The 21563-nt window shown below is 73.4% G+C and carries 3 protein-coding genes; all 3 read right to left on the reverse strand.

Going from position 1 to position 21563, the window contains the following annotated elements; translation table 11 throughout:
- Window positions 1–91: 91 nt before the first annotated feature.
- Window positions 92–13759: a non-ribosomal peptide synthetase gene (locus ISO16_RS08020; RefSeq protein WP_072635678.1), complete on the reverse strand. Its 13668-nt coding sequence runs from the start codon at window positions 13757–13759 to the stop codon at window positions 92–94.
- 226 nt (window positions 13760–13985) lie between these two features.
- A complete protein-coding gene (locus tag ISO16_RS08025; protein WP_442800824.1) occupies window positions 13986–19796 on the reverse strand; it encodes an amino acid adenylation domain-containing protein in 5811 nt (1936 codons plus the stop codon).
- Between the two features lie 612 nt (window positions 19797–20408).
- On the reverse strand, window positions 20409–21563 hold the full coding sequence (locus tag ISO16_RS28635) for a thioesterase domain-containing protein (protein WP_442800825.1): 1155 nt from the start codon (window positions 21561–21563) through the stop codon (window positions 20409–20411).

Consider the following 21563-nt stretch of genomic DNA (forward strand, 5'->3'; position numbering starts at 1 on the left):
AGGCCCGGCGGGCGGGCGTCCCCAAGCCCCGGCGAACCGGGGTGCGCCCTGCGGCGCAGCATGTACTGAATCGACAGCACGGGCGTGAACGTTACCTTGCGTACCGGCCGTCAGAAACCTCACCGTTCACATCCGTCACATCGATCGCGTCACGATCCAACGCCGGCACGATCACGTCGAGGGCGGGGGGATCCATCATCGCGCCGTGCGCTCCGGGCACGAACCGATTCCGGACCCGCCCGGACACGTACGGGACCCACAGAACCGCCGCGTCTGCCTCCGTCGGGTGCTCGTCCCGCGCGCTGAAGAAGTCGACGTCGCCGGCGAAGAGCCCCGGTTCGTGCCGGTTGATCAGCTGCGGGGAGAGCACCGCCGCGGCGAAGATGCGCTGCACCCGCGGCGCGTCGAGTTCGATCAGCTCCCGGGGCACCGCGGCGGCCACAGCGTTCGCCGCCTCCGCCGGCAAACCGTCGCGCAGCGCGTCCGGATCCGCGTCCACTCCGAGACTGCGGAGGTTCTCGGCGAACTCGGCGCCGAAGCGGTCCGTGTCGATCCGCGGGATGCAGTCGAGCATCGCGAGGTGCTCGACCCGGGCGCCGCGGGCCTGCAACTCCACCGCCACCGCGTGGGCGAGCACCCCACCGAGCGACCAGCCGGCCAACCGGTACGGCCCCTCGGGACGGACCCGCGCGATCTCGTCGGCGTATCGCTGCGCGAGCGCCTCGATCGACGCCGGGACGAATCCCGGGTCCGTGAGCGCCGGCGTCTGCAGCCCGAAGACCGGCCGGCCGGGAGCGAGCCGCGCCGCCAGGGGCGCATAGGGCCAGGCCAGGCCGATCATCGGATGGATACAGAACAGCGGGGTCACGTCGGGCTCGCCGGCGCGCAGCGGCAGGACCACGGCGAGCGCCGCGTCCCCGCCGGCGTCGTCGCCGCCGATCCGGGAGGCGAACGACTCCACCGTCGGCGCCGCGAGCAACCAGGGCACCCGCACCTCCACCCCGAGCGCGTCCCGCAGGCGCGCGACGACCTGCGTCGCCACCAGGGAGTTGCCACCGAGTTCGAAGAAGTCGTCGTCGAGCCCGACCCGGTCGAGGCCGAGCACCTCGGCGAACATGTCCGCGACGGCCCGCTGCGCATCGGTCTCCGGGGCGCGGTACGGCCGCGTGGCCGTGTCCGGTTCCGGCAGCGCATCACGGTCGAGCTTGCCCACCGGCGTGAGCGGGACCTCGTCGAGGGCGACGATCGCCGACGGCACCATGTGTCCCGGCAGCGCCCTCGCCGCCGAGGCCAGCAACGCGGCGGTGTCGACGGTCGCCGACGGCCGCGCCGTCACGTACGAGACCAACCGCACGACGCCCGCCTCGGAGGTCCGTCCGACGGTGACGGCGAAGTCGACCGCCGGATCACGGCGGAGCACGGCGTCGATCTCCCCGAGTTCGATCCGGAAGCCGCGGACCTTCACCTGGAAGTCCGACCGGCCCACGTACTCGATCTCGCCCGCCCCGGTCCATCGCACGACGTCGCCGGTGCGGTAGAGGCGGCTGCCGGTGCCGTACGGATCGGCGACGAACCGGGACGCGGTCAGCGCCGGCCGGGCGTGGTACCCCCGTGCCAGCTGGACGCCGGACAGATACAGCTCGCCGGCCACCCCGACCGGCACGGGCCGGAGCCGGTCGTCGAGGACGAGCGAGCGCGTGCCCCGGAGCGGCCCGCCGATCGTGAGCGGCCCGCCGGGGGTCAGCGGATCGCTGATGTTGGTCATGACGGTGGTCTCGGTGGGCCCGTACCCGTTGTGGAACGCCCGGCCCGGCGCCCATCGCGCGACGAGCTCCGGTGGGCACGCCTCGCCGCCGACCACGACGGTCCGCAGGTCGTCGAGGCCCGCGGGATCGACCGACGCCAGTGCCGCGGGCGTCACGAACGCGTGGGTGACGCGTTCGTGACGCAGCAGTTCCGCCAGGTCCGCGCCGCCGTAGACGGTGGGCGGTGCGATCACCAGCGTGGCCCCGGGCGCGACCGCGAGCAGCAGTTCGAGCACCGAGGCGTCGAAGCTCGGCGACGCGAAGTGCAGCGCCCGGGTGGCCGGTCCGAGGCCGTAACGCTCGCGCTGTTCGGCGGCGAAGTTGGCCAGGCCGGTGTGGGTGACGACCACGCCCTTCGGCAGCCCGGTGGAGCCGGAGGTGTAGATGACGTAGGCGGGGTTGTCCACATGCAGCGGACGCGCCCGGTCACGGTCCGTCACCGGCGCGGGCGACAGCACGGCGAGTTCGGACTCGACCTCCTCGTCGTCGAGCACCACCCACGGGATCGTGTCGGGCAGGCCGGTGCGTTCGGCGGCGACGGTCACTCCCGCCCGCGCCCCCGAGTCGGTGACCATGTGCACGACCCGGTCGACCGGGTAGCCGGGATCGACCGGCACGTACGCGGCACCGGTCTTCGCGACCGCCCACACCGAGATCACGGACTCGAAGGACCGGGTCAGCCCCACGGCCACGACGTCCTCGGGCCCGACGCCGCGGGCGATGAGCAGACGCGCGAGCCGCGACGAGCGGGCATCGAGGTCGGCGTAGGTCAGCTCGCGACCCCGGTACGACAGTGCGGTGGCCTGCGGGTCGCGGGCGGCGGCCGCGGCCAGCAGGTCGGCCAGCGGCACGGCCGGTTCCGCCGGGCGTCCGGTCCGTCGGACGAGATCGTCGCGCTCGGCGTCGCCCAGGATCTCGAGCTGCCCGGTCGTGCCGGCCGTCCCGGCGACGAGGCCGCCGAGCACCCGGAGGTAGCGCTGCGCGAGGTTCTGCACGGCGGAGGCCGTGAAGGCGTCCCGGCGGTACTTGAACCCGAAGGCCAGCGACTCCTCGGCCGTGGCCACCACCGTGAGCGGATAGTGGGTCGCGTCCCGGGTGTTCACGCCGGCGACGGTCATGCCGTCGATCGAGCTGGCCTGCTCGAGGCCGCTCCGGTCGATCGGATAGGACTCGTACACGAACAGGGTGTCGAACAACGCGCCGGTCCCCGCGAGCTGCTGGATCTCCGCCAGCCCGATGTGGTGGTGGTCGAGCAGGTCGGCCTGCTCGGCCTGCAGGGTACGCAGCGCCGCGTCGACCGCCATGTCCGGGTCGAGGCGGACGCGCACCGGAATCGTGTTGATGAACAACCCGACCATCGACTCGACACCCTCGAGCCCGCCGGGCCGGCCGGAGACGGTGGTTCCGAACACCACGTCGTCGCGGCCGGTGGAGCGGGCCACCAGCACGGCCCACGCCGCTTGGAGAACGGTGTTGACGGTGACGCCGAGCCGGCTCGCGTACTCGGTCAGCGCGGCGGTGGTGTCGGCGTCGATCGCGACGCGGTGCTCCGCGCCGCCCACGGCTCCCGCCTCGCCGTCACCGAGCACCTCGGCGAGCATGGCCGGCTCCTCGAGGCCGGCCAGCGCGTCCGCCCAGGCCCGGCGGGACCGGTCGTGGTCGCGCGCGGCCAACCACTCCAGATAGGTGCGATACGCGGGCACCCGCGGCAGGATCGCCGCATCGGCGTCGGTCGCGTAGAGGGTGAGCAGGTCCTTCAGCAGCAGCGGCATCGACCACCCGTCGAGCAGGATGTGGTGGCTGCTGACGGCCAGCGTCCACGCGTCCGGGGCGGTGCGCACGACGAGGAAGCGGATCAGTGGCGGGGCGGCCATGTCGAACGGGACGTCCTGGTCCGCCCGCACCATCGCCTCCAGGTCGGAGCCGTCCGCGCCGACGGCGTCGACCTCGCGCCACGGCAGGGAGACGTCGTCGAGCACCAGCTGCACCGGCTCGCCGGACTCGCCGGCGACGAACGCCGTGCGCAGGTTGGGATGCCGCTCGAGCAGTGCCTCCGCCGCCCGGCGCAGCCGGGCCACGTCGACCCGGCCCGCGAGGTGGATCAGCACCTGGGTGGTGTAGACGTCGGGCCGGCCGTCGGCGAGCATCGCGTGGAAGAGCAGACCGGACTGCAGCGGGGCGAGCGGCCACACGTCGACCAGGGCGGGGTACCGCGTCTCCCACGTGTCGAGGTCGCTCTGGCCGACGTGCACGAGGGGGACGTCGGACGGAGTCAGACCGCCCGCGTCGGGTCGGGCGGCGTGGGCGGCGAGCGCCTCCAGGGCGCGCACCCACAGCTGCGCGAGTTCCTCGACGTCGCCGCGGTCGAGCAGACCGCTCGCGTATCCGAAGTTCGCGCCGAGCCGGCCGCCGATCACGACGGCGTTGATGTCGACCGTGGCCATCGCGGGCGCGTCGGCGTCGTCGCGACCCGACAGGTCGCCGAGGTCCCCGGCGGGCAGCCAGCCGAGACCGGCCGCGCCCTCGGGGATCTCGCCGGCGTCGATCCGGCCGAGGTAGTTGAAGCTGATCTGCCCGGACGGCAGCGCCCGCAGCACGGCGCCGGCGGCCGGATCGAGATGGCGCAGCAGCCCGTAGCCGATGCCCTTGTCCGGAACGGCGCGCAGGTGCTCCTTGACGGCCTTGATCGCGGCGCCCGCGGCGCGGCCCCCGGCGAACGCGTCGTCGAGATCCACCCCGGACAGGTCGAGCCGGACCGGGTAGATGGTGGTGAACCAGCCGACGGTGCGGCCGAGGTCCGCGCCGGGGACGACCTCCTCCTCGCGGCCGTGCCCCTCGAGCCGGACCAGCGCCGACGTCTCGGCGACGCCCCGGTCGCGGCGCCACCGGGCGACGGCGAGTGCCAGCGCGGCGAGCAGTGCGTCGTTGACGCCCCCGTGGAACCGTGCGGGCAACGTCGTCAGCAATGCGTCGGTCGTCGCGGGATCGACCTGGATCCGCACCTTATCCACCGTGGAGGCGAGGTCGACGGTGGGATCGAAGGGGCGCGCGCCGAGCATCGGATCGGGCCCGTCAACGATCGAGCGCCACAGCCCGAGTTCGGCCGCACGGGCCGGGACCGCGGTCTCGGCGAGGGCGTGCGCCCAGCGCCGGAACGACGTGCCGACCGGCTGAAGCTCCGGACGTCCGCCGTTCGACAGCTGCGCCCACGCCGTGACGAGGTCCGGAACGAGGATGCGCCAGGAGACGCCGTCGACGACGAGGTGGTGCGCGACGACGACGAGCCGCCCGGTGCGCGCCGCGCCCGGGTCGAGCCACACGAACTGCAGCACGACGCCCTCGGCCGGCCGCAACCGCGACTCGGCCTCGTCGAGTGCCCGCGCGGCGAGGTCGGCGAGCGCCTGTTCGTCGGTCCCGGGCGCGACCTCGATGCGGGCGACGAGCGCGTCGACGTCGACGCTGCCCGGCGGCGTGGTCGACAGCTCCCAGTCGCCGGAGCCGTTGCGGCGCAGGCGCGCCCGGAGCATGTCGTGGCGGTCGACGACGGCCGTGAGGGTTCCCACGACGCCGTCGCGGTCGATGCCGGCCGGCAGTTCCAGCGCGATCGTCTGGGTGTAGCGATCGAATCGGCCGCCGCGTTCGACCATGAACCGGACGATCGGCGTCAACGGCATGTCGCCGACGCCGCCGCCGGGAAGCTCGGCCAGCGCGGGTACCGCCGCCTCCGCACCGACGCGCGCGACCTCGGCGAGCCCGGCCACGGTCTTGCGTTCGAACACGTCGCGGGGGGTGAAGACCACACCGCGGGCCTTCGCCCGCGACACCAGCTGGATCGAAACGATGCTGTCGCCGCCGAGCGCGAAGAACGAGTCGTCGGCACCGATCCGCTCCGCGCCCAGGACCTCCGCGAAGACCGCGGCGATCGCGACCTCGGTGGGGGTGCCGGGAGCACGGAATCTCTTGTCGCCCTTGAATATCGGAGCGGGTAGAGCCCTGCGGTCGAGCTTGCCGTTCGCGGTCAGCGGCAGCGTCTCGAGCACCACGATCGCGTCGGGAACCATGTATCCGGTGAGGAACCGGGCCACCGAGTCCAGGACCGGCGCGGGCTCGAGGTCGTGTCCCGCGCGCGGCACCACGTAGCCGACGAGGCGGTCGCCGGTGCGTTCGTCGGTGCGCACGACCGCGACGGCCTGCGCCACACCGGCGACGCCGGTGAGAGCGGCCTCGATCTCGCCGAGTTCGATGCGGAAGCCGCGCAACTGGACCTGGGAGTCGCTGCGTCCGGCGTACTCGAGCTGTCCTCGCGCGTTCCAGCGGGCGATGTCGCCCGTCCGGTACATGCGGGTGCCGGGCGCGCCGAACGGATCGGCGACGAACCGGCCGGAGGTGAGGTCGGCGCGTCCCAGGTAGCCGCGGGTGAGCTGCGCTCCGCGCACGTACATCTCCCCCGGCACGCCGACCGGAACGGGCTGCAGGCGCGCGTCGAGGACGTAGATGCCCAGCCCGGGGATGCCGCGGCCGATCACGCTCGCGGCGAGTCCCGCGTCGGCCGCGGCGAGCGGCAGGTGCGAGACGTGCACGGTGGTCTCGGTGATGCCGTACATGTTGACCAGACGCGGCGCGTCCTCAGCGTGCCGGGCGTACCAGCCGGCGAGCCGCCGCAGATCGAGCGCCTCACCACCGAAGATCACGTACCGCAGTGCCGGAAGGCCCGTCTCGCCGCCGCCGTGTTCCGCGGCCGCGCGGTCCGCCTCGGCGAGCTGGTAGAACGCCGACGGGGTCTGGTTGAGCACCGTCACCCGTTCCCTGGCCAGCAGGGCGCGGAAGTCCTCGGGCGAGCGCGAGGTGTAGTGGTCGACGACGACGAGCCGGCCACCGTAGAGCAGCGGTCCCCACAGTTCCCACACGGAGAAGTCGAACGCGTAGGAGTGGAACATCGTCCACACGTCCCGCTCGTCGAACTCGAAGGCGGGCCACGTGTTCTCGAACAGTTCGAGGACCGTCCGGTGCGGAACCTGCACGCCCTTGGGACGGCCGGTGGAGCCGGACGTGTAGATGACGTACGCGAGGTTGTCGACGCGCAGCGAGGCCCGTCGTTCGTCGTCGCCGACCGGTGCGCCGGGGACCGCGGACAGATCGAGCGCCGACACGTCGATCACCTCGACGGCGGTGTCCGGCAGCGCCTCCCGATCGGTGCCGGAGACGAGCACGCAGACGGGAGCGGCGTCCGCGAGCATGAATTCGAGGCGGTCCGCCGGATACGTCAGATCCAACGGCAGGTAGGCACCGCCGGCCTGGAGCACGGCGAGGAGTCCGACGACGAGTTCCTCGGTGCGCGGCAGGGCCACGGCCACGAGGCTGTCCGGCCGTACTCCGCGGTCGATCAGGGTACGGGCGAGGCGGTTCACGCGCGACGCCAGCTCCCCGTAGGTCAGGCTGCGGTCGCCGGCGGTGACGGCGACCGCGTCGGGGGTCCGGCCGGCCTGCGCCTGGAACCGGTCGACGAGCGTCTCGCCGGCGGCGCGGGTGCCCGGCGCGTTCCACGCCTCGAGCACGACGGCCCGCTCCTCGTCCGGCAGCAGCGGGATGTCCCCGACCACCGTGGCCGGATCGGCGGCGACCGCCGCGAGCACCCGGGTGAACCGCTGGGCGAAGGCCTCCATGGTGCCGGCGTCGAACAGGTCGGTCGCATAGGTCAGCGCCACGGACAGCCCGCCCGGCGCACCGTCCTCGGCGACCACGTCCGAGACGGTCACCTGCAGATCGAACTTCGCCTGGTCGAAGGCGAAGTCGACCGGTTCGACGGCCAGGCCCGGAAGTTCGAGGCGGGTGCGCGCCAGGTTCTGGAAGCTGAGCGCGATCTGGAACAGGGGGTGCCGCGCCTGGGACCGTTCCGGATCGAGGACCTCGACGATGCGCTCGAACGGCACGTCGGCATGGCCGAACGCCTCGAGGTCGGTCTCGCGGACGCGAGCGAGGAGGGCGGCGAACGTGTCGCCGGGGCCGACCGGGGTGCGCAGCACCAGGGTGTTGACGAACATGCCGATGATGTCGTCGAGTTCGGCCTCGCCCCGCCCGGCGACGGGCGTGCCGATCACGATGTCCTCGGTGCCGGACAGCCGCGCCAGCACAGTGGCCAGTGCCGCGTGGACGACCATGAACAGCGTGACGCCGTGCTCCCGGGCGAGGGCCGTCAGCGCCGCGTGCGTGCCGGCGTCCACGGAGAAGCCGGCGACGGCACCGCGGTTCGACGCGACGGGCGGACGGGGCCGGTCCGCCGGCAGGTCGAGCTGGTCGGGGATCCCGGACAGCGTTCTGCGCCAGTAGCCGAGTTGCTGCGCGAGCACCGACCGGGGATCGTCCTCGGCGCCGAGAACCTCCCGCTGCCACAGCGCGTAGTCCGCGTACTGGATCGCCGGCGGCGCCCAGTCGGGTTCCCGGCCGGCGGCCCGTGCGGCGTAGGCGAGCATCACGTCGCGTGTGAGCGGCCCCATCGAGAATCCGTCGCCGCTGATGTGGTGCAGCACGACGACGAGCACGTGCTCCCGTTCGGACAGCCGGAACAGTCTCAGCCGCAGCGGGACTCCGGTGGTCACGTCGAATCCGGCACCGATCTCGGCGGCGACCGCGGCCGCGAGGTCGGCCTCGCTCACCGGCGTCGGCTCCAGTCCGGCGGCCGGATCCGCGGTGGGCAGGACGACCTGGCGCGCCACCCCGTCGACCTCCGGGTAGACCGTGCGCAGCGACTCGTGCCGGAACACCACGTCGTCGACCGCCGCGCGCAGCGCCCCGACGTCGAGGTCACCTCGGAGCCGGATGGCCAGCGGCAGGTTGTTCACCGCGGAGTCGGGGTCGAAGCGGTTGAGGAACCACATGCGCTGCTGGGCGAGGGACAGCGGGACGACCTCCGGTCGCGGCCGGGGGCGCAGGGCGACGCGCCCGGTCCGGCCGACCTCGGATTCGAGGCGGGCCGCGAGAGCCTCCACCTCGGGGGTCTCGAACAGCACGCGGACGGCCACCTTGGTGTCGAGCGCAGCACCGAGCCGCGCCGCGACCTGGGTCGCGACGAGCGAGTTCCCGCCGAGGGTGAAGAAGTCGTCGTCGAGACCGACGCGGGTGAGGCCGAGCACGTCGGCGAAGATGCCCGCGACGATCTCCTCGACAGGCGTGCGCGGCCCGCGGAACCCGCGGGTTTCGAACACCGGCTCCGGCAACGCCTTGCGGTCCAGCTTGCCGCTCGCGTTGAGGGGGAAGGCGTCGAGCGCGACGAGCGCCGACGGCACCATGTACGCGGGCAGGATCTCCTTGACGGCGCCGAGCAGCTGCGCGCTCTCGACCGCCGCGCCCGGGGCGGGGACGACGTATCCGACGAGCTGCTCACCGGTGGCCGTGGGCACGACGAGCGCCACGGCCTGACCGACCGTGGGCTGCGCGAGCAGAGCCGTCTCGATCTCCCCCAGCTCGATCCGCTGACCGCGGAACTTCACCTGGAAGTCGGTGCGGCCGATGTAGTCGAGGACGGGCTCGCCGCCGGCGGTGCGGCGCCACCGGACGAGGTCACCGGTGCGGTACATGCGAGCGCCGGGGGCGCCGGCGGGGTCGGCGACGAAGCGATCCGCGGTGAGGTCCGGGCGGCCCACGTAACCACGTGCGAGTTGCCCTCCGGCAAGGTACAACTCGCCGGGCACGCCGACCGGGACGGGGTGCAGCCGGCCGTCGAGAACGTACACGCGCACGTTCCACTCGGGCACGCCGATGGGCACGCTCTGCCGCTCGTCACCGGCGGGCCAGTAGGTCACCGAGACTGCCGCCTCGGTCGGGCCGTACAGGTTGTGCACCGCGGCGTCCGAGACCCGGCGGAACGCGTCGACGGTCTCGGGCGGCAGGGCTTCGCCGATCACGAACACGTGCCGCAGCGTCGAGCAGGTGCCGGCCGGCGCATGGGCGGCGAACACGGTGAGCATCGAGGGCACGAAGTCGGTCAGCGTCACGCCGTGCCGGGCAATCGTCTCGGCGACGTACACGGGGTCACGGTGACCGTCGTGGGTGGCGACGACGAGGGTGGCGCCGGCGCGCAGGGGCAGGAACCAGCCCCACAGCGACACGTCGAAGGTGGTGGCGGTCTTCTGCAGATAGACGTCGCCGCCGGTGATCTCGTACTCGTGGGCCATCCACTCGAGCTGGTTGACGATGGCCTCGTGCGAGACGCACACGCCCTTGGGGCGTCCCGTGGAACCGGACGTGAAGATCACGTAGGCGGGGGTGTCCGGGCGGATCGGGCCGGCCGGCTCGCCGTCCCGGATCGGGTCGGGCGCGTAGCACTGCAGGTCGAGGTCGTCGACCAGGACGGGGGCGACCGTGCCGGGCAGGTCCGCCGCGTCCGCGCGGGTGCTCAGGACGCACACCGGCTGTGCCGTGGCCAAGATGTGCCCGATCCGCTCGGCCGGATGGTCGGGGTCGAGCGGGACGTAGGCGCCGCCGGCCGCGATGACCGCGTAGATCGCGACCGGGAGTTCGATCGATCGCCGGATCGCGAGGGCCACCAGGGTTTCGGGTCCGACCCCGAGACCGATGAGGTGCCGGGCGAGCCGGTTGACGCGCGCGTCGAACTCGGCGTAGGTCAGCGACTCGTCACCGAAGACGACGGCCACCGCATCCGGGTGGCGGGCGACGGCGTCCCGGTACGCGGCGAGGAGCCCGGTCGCTCGGACCGGATGCACCGCACGGTCGTTGCCGACGGCGAGGGCGCGGCGCTCGGCGGTGTCGAGGAGGTCGACGTCGCCGACCACGCGGCCGGCGTCGGCGGTGAGCGCCGCGAGCATCCGCATCAGGCGGCCGGCGAAATCCCGCACCGTGGACTCGTCGAAAAGGTCTGTGGCGTAGGTGAACTGCGCCGACATTCCGGCCGGCTTCCCGGCGTCCTCCCGCGGCGAGACGGTCAGCTGCAGATCGAACTTGGCGATGGCCCCGCCGAGGTCGACGGGCTCGATCTCCACGTCCGGCAGGGTCACCTCGGCACGGTCGAGGTTCTGGAAGAACAGCGCTACCTGGAACAGCGGGTGGTGCCCGGTCGACCGCACCGGATCGAGCACCTCCACGAGCCGCTCGAACGGCAGCTCCGCGTTGTCGAACGCGGCGAGGTCGGTGTCCTTGACCCGGCCGAGCAGTGCGGCGAACGTGGCGGCCGGCTCGATGCGGGTGCGCAGCACGAGGGTGTTGACGAACATGCCGACGAGGTCGTCGAGCGCACGCTCGCCGCGGCCGGCGACGGGCGTGCCGATCGCGACGTCCGCGGTGCCCGACAGGCGCGACAGCAGCACCGCCAGCGCGGCGTGGACGACCATGAACGCGGACGTGCCGGTCGCCTGGGCGGTGGCCTCGACCGCCTCGTGCAGGGCGGCATCGACCTCGAAGTCGACGGTGGCGCCGCGGCCCGACGCCTCCACCGGGCGGGGCCGGTCGGTCGGCAGGTCGAGCCGATCCGGGAGGTCGGCGAGCGCGCCGCGCCAGAACTCGATCTCCCGCGCGGCCGGCGACGCGGGGTCGGACTCGTCACCGAGCACCGCGCGCTGCCAGAGGGCGTAGTCGGCGTACTGCACCGCGAGCGGTTCCCACGCGGGGGCCACGCCGCCGGTGCGGGCGACGTACGCGGTGACCAGGTCCCGCACGAAGGGGGCGATGGACGCGCCGTCGGCGGCGATGTGGTGGACGACCACGACGAGGACGTGCTCGTCGTCGGCCGACCGCAGCAGTGCGACCCGCAGCGGCACCTCGGCGGTCACGTCGAAGCCGGCCGTCGCGAGTCGGGCGACCGCTCCGGGGATCTCGTCGGGCGGCGTCGGCACCGGGTCGAGGGAGTGCGCCGCCTGCTCCGGCGGGAGGACCAGCTGGGACCCGACGCCGTCGCGATCGGGATAGACGGTGCGCAGCACCTCGTGCCGGACCACGACGTCGGCGAGGGCCCGGCGCAGGGCATCGACGTCGAGCCCCCCGCGGACGCGCAGTGCGACGGGGATGTTGTTCGCGGCCGACGCCGGATCGAACCGGTTGAGGAACCACATCCGCTGCTGTGCCAGCGACAGCGGGATCGGGTCGGGGCGCGGCCCGGCGACGAGCGGTTGCTGCGCTCCTTCCCCGACGGAGGGTTCGACGAGTGCGGCGAGACCCTCGACGGTGGACGCCTCGAACAGCAGCCGCGCGGGGACCCGGGTGGCGAGCCGCTCCCCGAGGCGGGCGGCCGCGCGGGTGGCGACGAGCGAGTTGCCGCCGAGCTCGAAGAAGTCGTCGTCGAGCCCGGCCCGCTCGGTGCCGAGCAGCTCCGTGAACACCTCGGCCACCGCGTGTTCCGCGGCGGAGCGGGGCGCGCGGTACTCGTGGGCGGGCAGCTCCGGTTCGGGCAGGGCCGCCCGGTCGAGCTTGCCGACCGGCGTCAGGGGGATCCGGTCGAGGGGCACGATCACGGTCGGCACCATGTGCGCGGGCAGCCGGCGGGCGACGAACTCGGTCAGCGCGTCGGGGTCGACGACCGCCCCCGGCACGGGGTGAACGTACGACACCAGCCGGGCCTCCCCCGACGGGGTCGGCCGTCCCACCGTGACGGCGAAGTCGGCATCGGGGTGTGCGGCCAGCGCGGCGTCGATCTCGCCGAGTTCGATGCGGAATCCGCGGATCTTGACCTGGAAGTCGTTGCGCCCCGCGTAGATCAGGCCGGTCTCGCCCGATCGGACGAGGTCACCGGTCCGGTACAGGCGGGTGCCGCCGGGCCCGGCGACGAACCGCTCGGCCGTCAGCGCGGCGCGACGGTGGTAGCCGCGGGCGAGGCCGGGCCCTTCTAGATACAGCTCACCCACGACACCGGCCGGGACGGGGTTGAGGCGCTCGTCCAGCACGTGCGCGGTCATCCCGCGGACGGCCCGGCCGATGGTGACCTGCTCGCCGGGCTGCAGCGCGTGCGAGATGTTCGTCATGATCGTGGTCTCGGTGGGGCCGTACCCGTTGAAGAAGCGGCGACCGGGCGCCCATCGCGCGACGAGGTCGGGTGGGCACGCCTCACCGCCCACGATCACCACGCCGAGGGTGTCCAGCCCGGCCGGGTCGACGGACGCCAGGGCGGCGGGCGTGACGAAGGCGTGGGTGACCTGCCGGCTGCGCAGCAGTTCGGCGAGGTCCTCGCCGCCGTACACCGACGGTGGGGCGATCACCATGGTGGCGCCCGCGCCGACGGCGAGCAGCAGCTCGAGGACGGAGGCGTCGAAGCTGGGCGAAGCGAAGTGCAGGGTCCGCGAGTCCGGGGTCAGCGTGTACCGCTCGACCTGCTCGGCGCAGAAACCCTCGAGGCCGGTGTGGGTGACGACCACGCCCTTGGGCCGGCCCGTGGAACCGGAGGTGTAGATCACGTAGGCGGGATGCTCCGCCCGCAGCGTCCGGACCCGGTCGTCGAGCGCGACGGGCGCTGCGGACTGCTCGGCGAGGGTGGTGCGGGTCTCGGCGGAATCGAGGGCGATCCAGGGCACGGAGCCGGGCAGGCCGGGCACCGAGGCCGCGAGGGTCAGGCCGGCCCGGGCGCCCGAGTCGTCGATCATGTGCCGGACGCGGTCGTCCGGATAGTTCGGGTCGACGGGCACGAAGGCGGCGCCGGTCTTGGCGACGGCCCACACCGACAGCACCGACTCGATCGAGCGGGGTACGGCAACCGCCACCACATCCTCCGGGCCGATCCCCCGCCGGATGAGCAGCCGCGCCAGCCGGGAGGAGGCCGAGTCGAGCTCGCCGTAGCTCAAGGTGCGGTCCTCGAACACCACGGCGGGTGCGCCGGGGTCCCGTTCGACCGCGGCGGCCAGGAGCTGGGGCAGAAGGGCGACGCGGGGTCCGCGCCGGCGTGTGGGCCGCTGCCGGACCGGCCGGCGGCTGCGTGATTCGTCCGGTCGTCGGTCCCCCGAACCGTCGACACTCATCCCCGCGTGCTCCGTCGCCGGTCGTCCTGCGCGTGCACTCCAGGCATCATCCACCTCGCGTATCCCTCATCGTCCCAGCCGCTGCCCTCTGCACACGACAGTGCAGGGTGGCACGCGCCAGCCCCATTAGACCATCGGGGCGTCGGGCGCTTCGTTACGGCCGAAACCGGGCGGTCGACCGCGGATCACCCGCCGCGGTCGCCGGGAGGACGACGGAGGATACGGGTCAGCGGGCGCCCCCGATCCAGCGGTCCAGCACCGGACCGATCCGGGCGAGGGCTTCCTGCGACGTCATCTTCCAGTGGGTGGCCTGGACCGATTCGACCGCCAGGGTGCCGGTGACGTGGGCCCGCCACTGCTGCGCGGCGCGGGCGGCCGAGGTTCCGTCCTCCCCCGCGGCGAAGAACAGCAGATCACCGTCGTATCGGGCGGGCCGGTGCTCGCCGAGCAGCCGGTAGGACAGGCGCACGCCCTCGAAGAGGCGTTCGAGCCGGGGCAGGGACAGCGCGTCGAACGGGGCCGGCAGGTCGGCGACCAGCTCCAGTGCCCGCGCGGGGGTGAACTCCGCCAGGTCGACGTCGGACCCGACGTCGGTTCCGATCGCGCCGAGCAGGTCGGCGACGGTGACCGCGGAGGGGGCGGTCCCGGTCGGCGCGGTGGGCGGATGCGCGTCGAGCAGGGCGAGGGTGGCGACCTCGTCGCCGTCGGCGCGCAGACGGACCGCGACGGCGTGGGCGAGGATGCCGCCGAGCGACCAGCCGACCAGGTGGTACGGACCGGCCGGCTGGATATGCCGGATCCGGGCCGCATAGTCGGCCGCCCACGCGTCGATGCTCTCGGGCAGCGGTTCGTCGTCGCGCAGGGCCGGGGACTGCAGTCCGAAGAGGGGACGCTCGGGGTCGAGGTGGCGGGCCAGGCCGGCGAAGCTCCACGACAGGCCGATCACCGGGTGGATGCAGAACACCGGTTCGGCGGAACCGCCCGGGCGCAGGGGCAGCACCGCGTCGAACCCTGCGGTGTGATCGGCCGGACCGGGATCGCCGGCGGATGCCTCGATCCGGGCGGCGAGGGCTTCGACGGTGGGCGTGAGGAACAGCCACTGCAGCGACACCGGCAGGCTCGTGCGCTCGCGCAGCCGGGCGATCACCCGCACGGCGCTGAGGGAGTTCCCCCCGAGGTCGAAGAAGTCGTCGTCGAGGCCGACCGGGAACGCCCCGGTATCGGTTCCCCCGGCCGGCGCGAGGACCTCCCGGTATGCGGCGGCGACCTCCGTCTCGAGCGGAGTGCGCGGCGGGCGATGGCTCCGCGGGGCAATCACCGGCTCGGGGAGTGCCGCGCGGTCGAGCTTGCCGTGCGGGTTCAGCGGCAACGCGTCGAGGGTGACGAAGCCGGCGGGCACCATGTAGGAGGGCAGGGTCTCGGCCAGCGCGGCGCGCAGCCGGGCGACGTCGACCGGCCCGGCGGCCGGGACCAGGAAGGCCACCAGCCGGTCCCCGCCGTGGACGGTGACCGCGGCGTCGCGGATCGCCGGAAGGGCGCGCAGCGCGGCCTCGATCTCCCCGAGTTCGATCCGGAACCCGTGCACCTTGACCTGGAAGTCGGCGCGCTCGAGGTATTCCAGGGTGCCGCGGCCGGGGTCGTCACCGTCGACGCGCCAGCGCACCACGTCCCCGGTGCGGTAGAGGCGTGAGCCGGGCACGCCGAACGGATTGGCGACGAACCGCTCGGCGGTCAGGCCGGGTCGGCCCAGGTACCCGCGGGCGAGCTGCACCCCGGCCAGGTACAGTTCGCCGGCCACGCCCGGCGGCACGGGGTGCATCCGCTCGTCGAGGACGAACGTCTGGGTGTTGGGGATGGGGTCGCCGATCGGCACCGACGTGTGCGCGAGTGCGGTGACCGCGTGCGCGGTCACCGAGACGGCCGCCTCCGTCGGGCCGTACAGGTTCACCAGGTCCGCGTTCGAGGCGCCGAGCGCGCGCTCCGCCGTCGGGGTGGGCAGCACCTCGCCGATGGCGAGGACGCGGCGCAGGGTGTCGGGCAGCTCGCCGGCCGAGTCCTCGAGCAGCGCCTCGAGCATCGACGGCACCACGTGCAGGGTCGTGACCTTCTCCCGGCGGATCAGGTCGTTGAGGTAGGACGGGTCGCGGTGCCCGTCGTGGGCGGTGATCACCAGGCGGGCCCCGCAGGTGAGCGCGGACCAGAACTCCCACACCGACAGGTCGAAGGTCGCGGCGGTCTTGAGCAGTACCGCGTCGTCGGGGCCGAGCTCGTAGTGCGCCCGCTTCCAGGCGATCTGGTTGACGATCGCCTCGTGCGGCACGGCCACGCCCTTCGGGCGTCCGGTCGATCCGGAGGTGTAGATGACGTAGGCGGTGTTCGCGGCGCGCAGCGGTGTCCGCCGGTCCGCGTCATCGAGCGGCGCGGGATCGACGTCGCTCAGGTCGAGGCGGTCGATGTCGAGCACCGTCCGCCCGGCCAGCGCGTCGACCCGGTCGGCGGTGGTCGACAGCACGCACTGCGGGGCCGCGGCGCCGAGGATGTACTCGTTGCGGGCCGCGGGGTGGTCGGGATCCAGCGGCAGGTAGGCGCCGCCGGCCTTGGCGACGGCGTACATCGCCACCACGAGGTCGACCGAACGCCGGATGCACAGGGCCACCGTGGATTCCGGTCCCACTCCCTGCGCCACGAGGTGGCGGGCGAGCCGGGTGACGCGCGCGTCGAACTCCCGGTAGGTGAGGGTGCCGCCGCGGAACACCAGCGCGGGTGCGTCCGGGGTGGCCGCGACCTGCTCGTCGAACAGGTCGACGAGGGTCCGGCCGGCGGTGAGGTCGGCCTGTTCGGCCTCCCATGCCCGCATCATCCCGGCGAGTTCCGTGGCGTCGTGCAGATCGATGTCGCCGACGACGGTGTCGGGTTCGGCGACGATCGCCCGCAGAATCCGCAGGTACCGGTCGAGCATGCGCTGGATCGTCGGCGCGTCGAACAGGTCGGTGGCGTAACCGAACTCGACGTCGAAACCGCCCGGGCCGCCGCCCGCACCGTGGTCGACCACTGTGACGTGGAGATCGAAACGCGCTGCGTACGAATCGCTCTCGACCGGGGCGATCCGCAGTTCCGGCAGCTCGAGGGCGTCGTGGGCGAAGTTCTGGTACGAGAACCCGACCTGGAAGAGGGGATGGCGCGCGGTGGACCGGACCGGGTCGAGCACCTCGACGAGGCGTTCGAAGGGCACGTCGGCGTGCGCGAACGCCTGCAGATCGGTGTCGCGGACCTGCTCGAGCAGCGTCGTGAACGACGCGGCGACGTCGACGTCCGTCCGCAGGGCGAGCATGTTGACGAACATGCCGATCAGGCCGTCGAGTTCGGGGGCCGTGCGTCCCGCGACGGGGGTGCCGACAACCACGTCGTGGGTGTTCGACACCCGCGCGAGCAGCACCGCGAGGACCGCGTGCAGCACCATGAACGGGGTCACGCCGTGCTCGCGCGCGAGAGCCGCGATCGCGTCGCGGGTGGCCTCGTCGACCTGCGCCGAGACCCGTTCGCCCGCATGGCCGATGACCGCGGGGCGCGGCCGGTCGGTGGCGAGCTCGAGGTGCTCGGGGATGCCGGCGAGCGCACGCCGCCAGTAGGCCAGCTGCCGGGCCGTCCCGGACCGGGGATCGTCCTCGTCGCCGAGGGCGTCGAGCTGCCACAGCGTGTAGTCGGCGTACTGGACGGGCAGGGGCTCCCACGACGGTTCCCGTCCCGCCGACCGTGCGGTGTAGGCGGTGACGAGGTCCCGGACGAGCGGCCCCAGCGACGAGCCGTCGCCGGCGATGTGGTGGAGGACCACGGCGAGCACGTGCTCGTCGTCGGCGATCCGGAAGAGCCGGGCGCGGACGGGAACCTCGCCGGTGACGTCGAAGCGCCTGCCCGCGAGGCCGGCGAGGCGGGCCGGGGCGTCGGAGTCGGTCGCGTCCTCCGGCCCGAGGTCGAGCGGAACGTCGCCGACGGCGAGGATGCGCTGCTCGCCGACGCCGTCGACCTCGGGGTACACCGTCCGGAGCGTCTCGTGCCGCGCGACGACGTCCCGCACGGCCGCGCGCATCGCGTCGACGTCGAGCCTGCCGGACAGCCGCACGGCGAGCGGGATGTTGAACACCGCCGAGTCCGGATCGAGGCGGTTGAGGAACCACATGCGCTGCTGCGCGGGAGAGAGCGGGATCCGGTCGGGTCGCGGGCGCCGCGGCAGCAGGCCGCGGGCGGCCGCCGGCGCGGCCTCGACCCGGGCCGCGAGCGACGCGACCGTGGTGGCGTCGAACAGGTCGGCGGCGGAGACGGTGACGTCGAGCGCCGCCCTGATTCGGCCGATCACGCGAGTGGCGAGCAGCGAGTTGCCGCCCAGGTCGAAGAAGTCGTCGTCGACCGAGACCCGCGGCACCCCGAGCACGTCGGCGAACGCCTCCGCGACGGCCGCCTCCGCGACGGTGGCCGGCGCCCGGTACGGGGCCGACGCGATCTCGGGCTCGGGCAGGGCCGCGCGATCGAGCTTGCCCACCGGCGTCAGCGGAATGGCCTCCAGCGCGATCACCGACGACGGAATCATGTGCGACGGAAGCCGTTCGGCGACGAAGGCCGTGAGCGCGGCGGCGTCGATCGCGGAACCGGGGGCGGCGTGCACGTAGGTGACGAGACGGGTGTCCCCCGTCCCACTCCGGTGACCGACGGTGGCGGCGAAGTCCACGGTCGAGTGCGCGGCGAACGCCGCATCGATCTCACCGAGCTCGACGCGGAAGCCACGGACCTTGACCTGGAAGTCGTTCCGGCCCAGATACGAGATGCCCTCGCGGGCCGAGCGCGGGGACCGCACCAGGTCACCGGTGCGGTACCTCCGGGCGCCACCGGGCGCGGCGACGAAGCGCGCGGCCGTGAGTCCGGGACGAGCGTGATAGCCGCGGGCGAGGCCGGGCCCGGTCAGGTACAGTTCGCCGGCCGTGCCCGCCGGCACGGGCCGAAGGCGGGAATCGAGGACCTCGGCGGCGACTCCGCGAATCGGCCGGCCGATCGTGACGGGTTCGCCGGGCCGAAGCGGCCCGGAGATGTTCGTCATGATCGTGGTCTCCGTGGGGCCGTACCCGTTGTGGAACCGGCGGCCGGGCGCCCAGCGCGCCACCAGGTCCGGCGGGCACGCCTCGCCGCCGACCACCACCACCCCGAGGTCGTCCAGGCCGGCGGGCTCCACCGAGGCGAGGGCCGCCGGGGTCACGAAGGCGTGCGTGACCCGCTCGCTGCGCAGCAGTTCGGCCAGCTCGTCGCCGCCGTACACGGAGGGCGGGGCGACGACCATCGTCGCCCCGGCGCCGACGGCGAGCAGCAGCTCGAGCACCGACGCGTCGAAGCTGGGGGACGCGAAGTGCAGGGTGCGGGCGCCGGGGGTGAGGTGGTAGCGCTCGACCTGCTCGGCGCAGAAGGCGGCGAGCCCGGCCTGGGTGACCACGACGCCCTTCGGCTGCCCCGTGGAGCCCGAGGTGTAGATGACGTAGGCGGGATGGTCGGGGCGCAGCGGCCGCACCCGGTCGACGAAGGCGAGCGGGTCGGCCGGGCAGGCGTCGAGTTCCGTCCGGATCTCGGCGCCGTCCAGGACGACGGTGTCGAACCCCTCGGGGACGACGTGCCGGTGCCCGGCCACCGTGAGGGCGAGGCGGGCGTTCGAGTCCGACAGCATGTAGCGGACCCGATCGGCCGGGTAGCGGGGGTCCACCGGGACGAACGCCGCGCCCGTCTTGGCGACCGCCCAGACGGCGAGAACGGACCGGATCGAGCGGGTGAGCAGCACCGCGACGCGGTCCTCGGGGCCGATTCCCCGCGCGATGAGCAGGCGGGCGAGCCGGGACGACTCGGCGTCGGCATCGCGGTAGGTGAGGGTGCGTCCCTCCGACGTGAGCGCCGGCGCGCCGGGATCGCGTTCGACGGCGGCCGACAGCAGGTGCGGCAGCAGTGCCGTGGGCGTCCGGCGGCGCGAACCGCGGAGATTTCCGCGGACGGTTCGGTCGATCACCTTCATCGGCTCTCCCCTCCGAATTCCGGAGCCGTTGCGCGCGTGCGCATCCCGGCTCCGTTCACCGCCGGGGTGTCAAGAACTACGGCGACGCCCGCCCTCCCCCGGCGGTCGCCGCTCCACTGCGCCTCGCGCACCGGAACCCCGACGATTCCCGGCGCTAGAGCACTTCGTCACCATTCCACACGAAAACAAACCGTGCCACCTGTACGTATGTCCGGTAACTAAGTTACCGACGGGTAGACCGGCATTCCGGACAGGAGTCGCCGGCCCGGCGAGAGCGTCGGCGCGGCCCCGGCGCGACGTTCGTCGCGCGACACAGCGTCGCCCCGCACGGGACGAACGGCCCGGACCGCCGCACCCGACCGGCGGCGGGGAGATCCCGGCCCTCGCGCCGGATCCGCCTCGCCGCCTGCAGGTTCCGGCGGCGCGAGGCGAAGGACCTCGGCACCGCCTCCGGGCCGTTCGGCACCGCCTTCCGGCCGTTCGGCCGTTCCGACCGCACCACGAACCCCGCCAAGGCTAGACAATGCACACGTTTCATCCAACTGTTGGACAGCAGACGTTCGATGTCGAATGTGAGCTCGAACACGGCCGCCGCTCACCCATGGGTCAGCGATCCACGCCGTCGCATTCCGGGCAGGAGCCGCCGGACGTCCAGCGCGCCAGCAGCGGCCCGAGACGAGCGCACGCACTCGGCCCGGTCATCTCCCAATGCGAGGTCGGCAGGTCGTGCCGGTGCACGCCGCCGGAGACGTACGGTGACCAGTCCCGGCCCGATTCGGGATCCGGCACGGTCTGCGGCGCGGCGCCGACGAAGAGGATGCGTCCCTCGTACCGGGCCGGCACGTGCCGCTCGAGCGCCTCGAACGAGCAGTCGATGCTCGTGAGGACGGACGAGGCGAGGGTGGGATCGATCTCGTCGGCGAGCATCCCGATGTCACCGAGGGCGTACGCCGGTTCCCCGCCGCCGGCGCGGTTCGCACCGAAGGCCGCCGCAGCCACCGCGACCGGATCCACCGGGCCGCGCACGGCATCGGGCAGATAGGCGTCGAGCAGCACGAGTGAACCGACCTCGAGTCCGGCTCGCTGGAGCTGGACCGCCATCTCGTGGGCGATCACCCCGCCGAGGGACCATCCGACCAGGTGGAAGGGACCGTCCGGATGGACCCGCCGGACCTCCGAGACGTACCGCGCCGCCCAGGACTCGATCGAATCCGGTAGGTCCGACTCCCCGGACAGCGCCGGGGACTGCAGTCCGTAGACCGCACGGCCCGGCTCGACGTAGCCGGCGAGCGAGGCGAAGCTCCAGGCGAGGCCGATCACCGGATGGACGAAGAACACCGGATCGCGTCCGTCGTCGCCCTCGCGCAGCGGCAGCAGCACGTCCAGGGAGGGGTCGGCGGACCCGCTCGCCGGCGGCCTCTCCCCCGCCGACCGCTCGATCCGGGCCGCAAGGTCCCCCACCGTCGGATGGGCGAACACCCACTCGAGCGGCACCGGACGGCCGAGCCGGCGCGCGAGTTCCCGCGTCGCCCCCACGGCCACGAGCGAGGATCCGCCGAGGACGAAGAAGTCGTCGTCGGATCCGACCCGGTCCGCAGCGAGGACGTCCGCGAACACCTGCGCAACCGCACGCTCGACGGGCGTCGCCGCAGCCCGGTAGGACGCCCGCTCGGGCATCGGCGCGGGCAGCGCGCCGCGATCGACCTTGCCCGTCGTTCCGACGGGGAGCCGGTCCAGGCGCATGATCGAGGCCGGCAGCAT

Origin of the sequence: Rhodococcus sp. M8, from assembly GCF_015654185.1 — a bacterium.
GTDB classification, from domain to species: Bacteria; Actinomycetota; Actinomycetes; order Mycobacteriales; family Mycobacteriaceae; genus Rhodococcus; species Rhodococcus aetherivorans.

Coding starts and splice junctions, on each gene's coding strand:
- ISO16_RS08020 (WP_072635678.1), bottom strand. CDS start 13,759: ATGAGTGTCGACGGTTCGGGGGACCGACGACCGGACGAATCACGCAGC.
- ISO16_RS28635 (WP_442800825.1), bottom strand. CDS start 21,563: ATGCTGCCGGCCTCGATCATGCGCCTGGACCGGCTCCCCGTCGGAACG.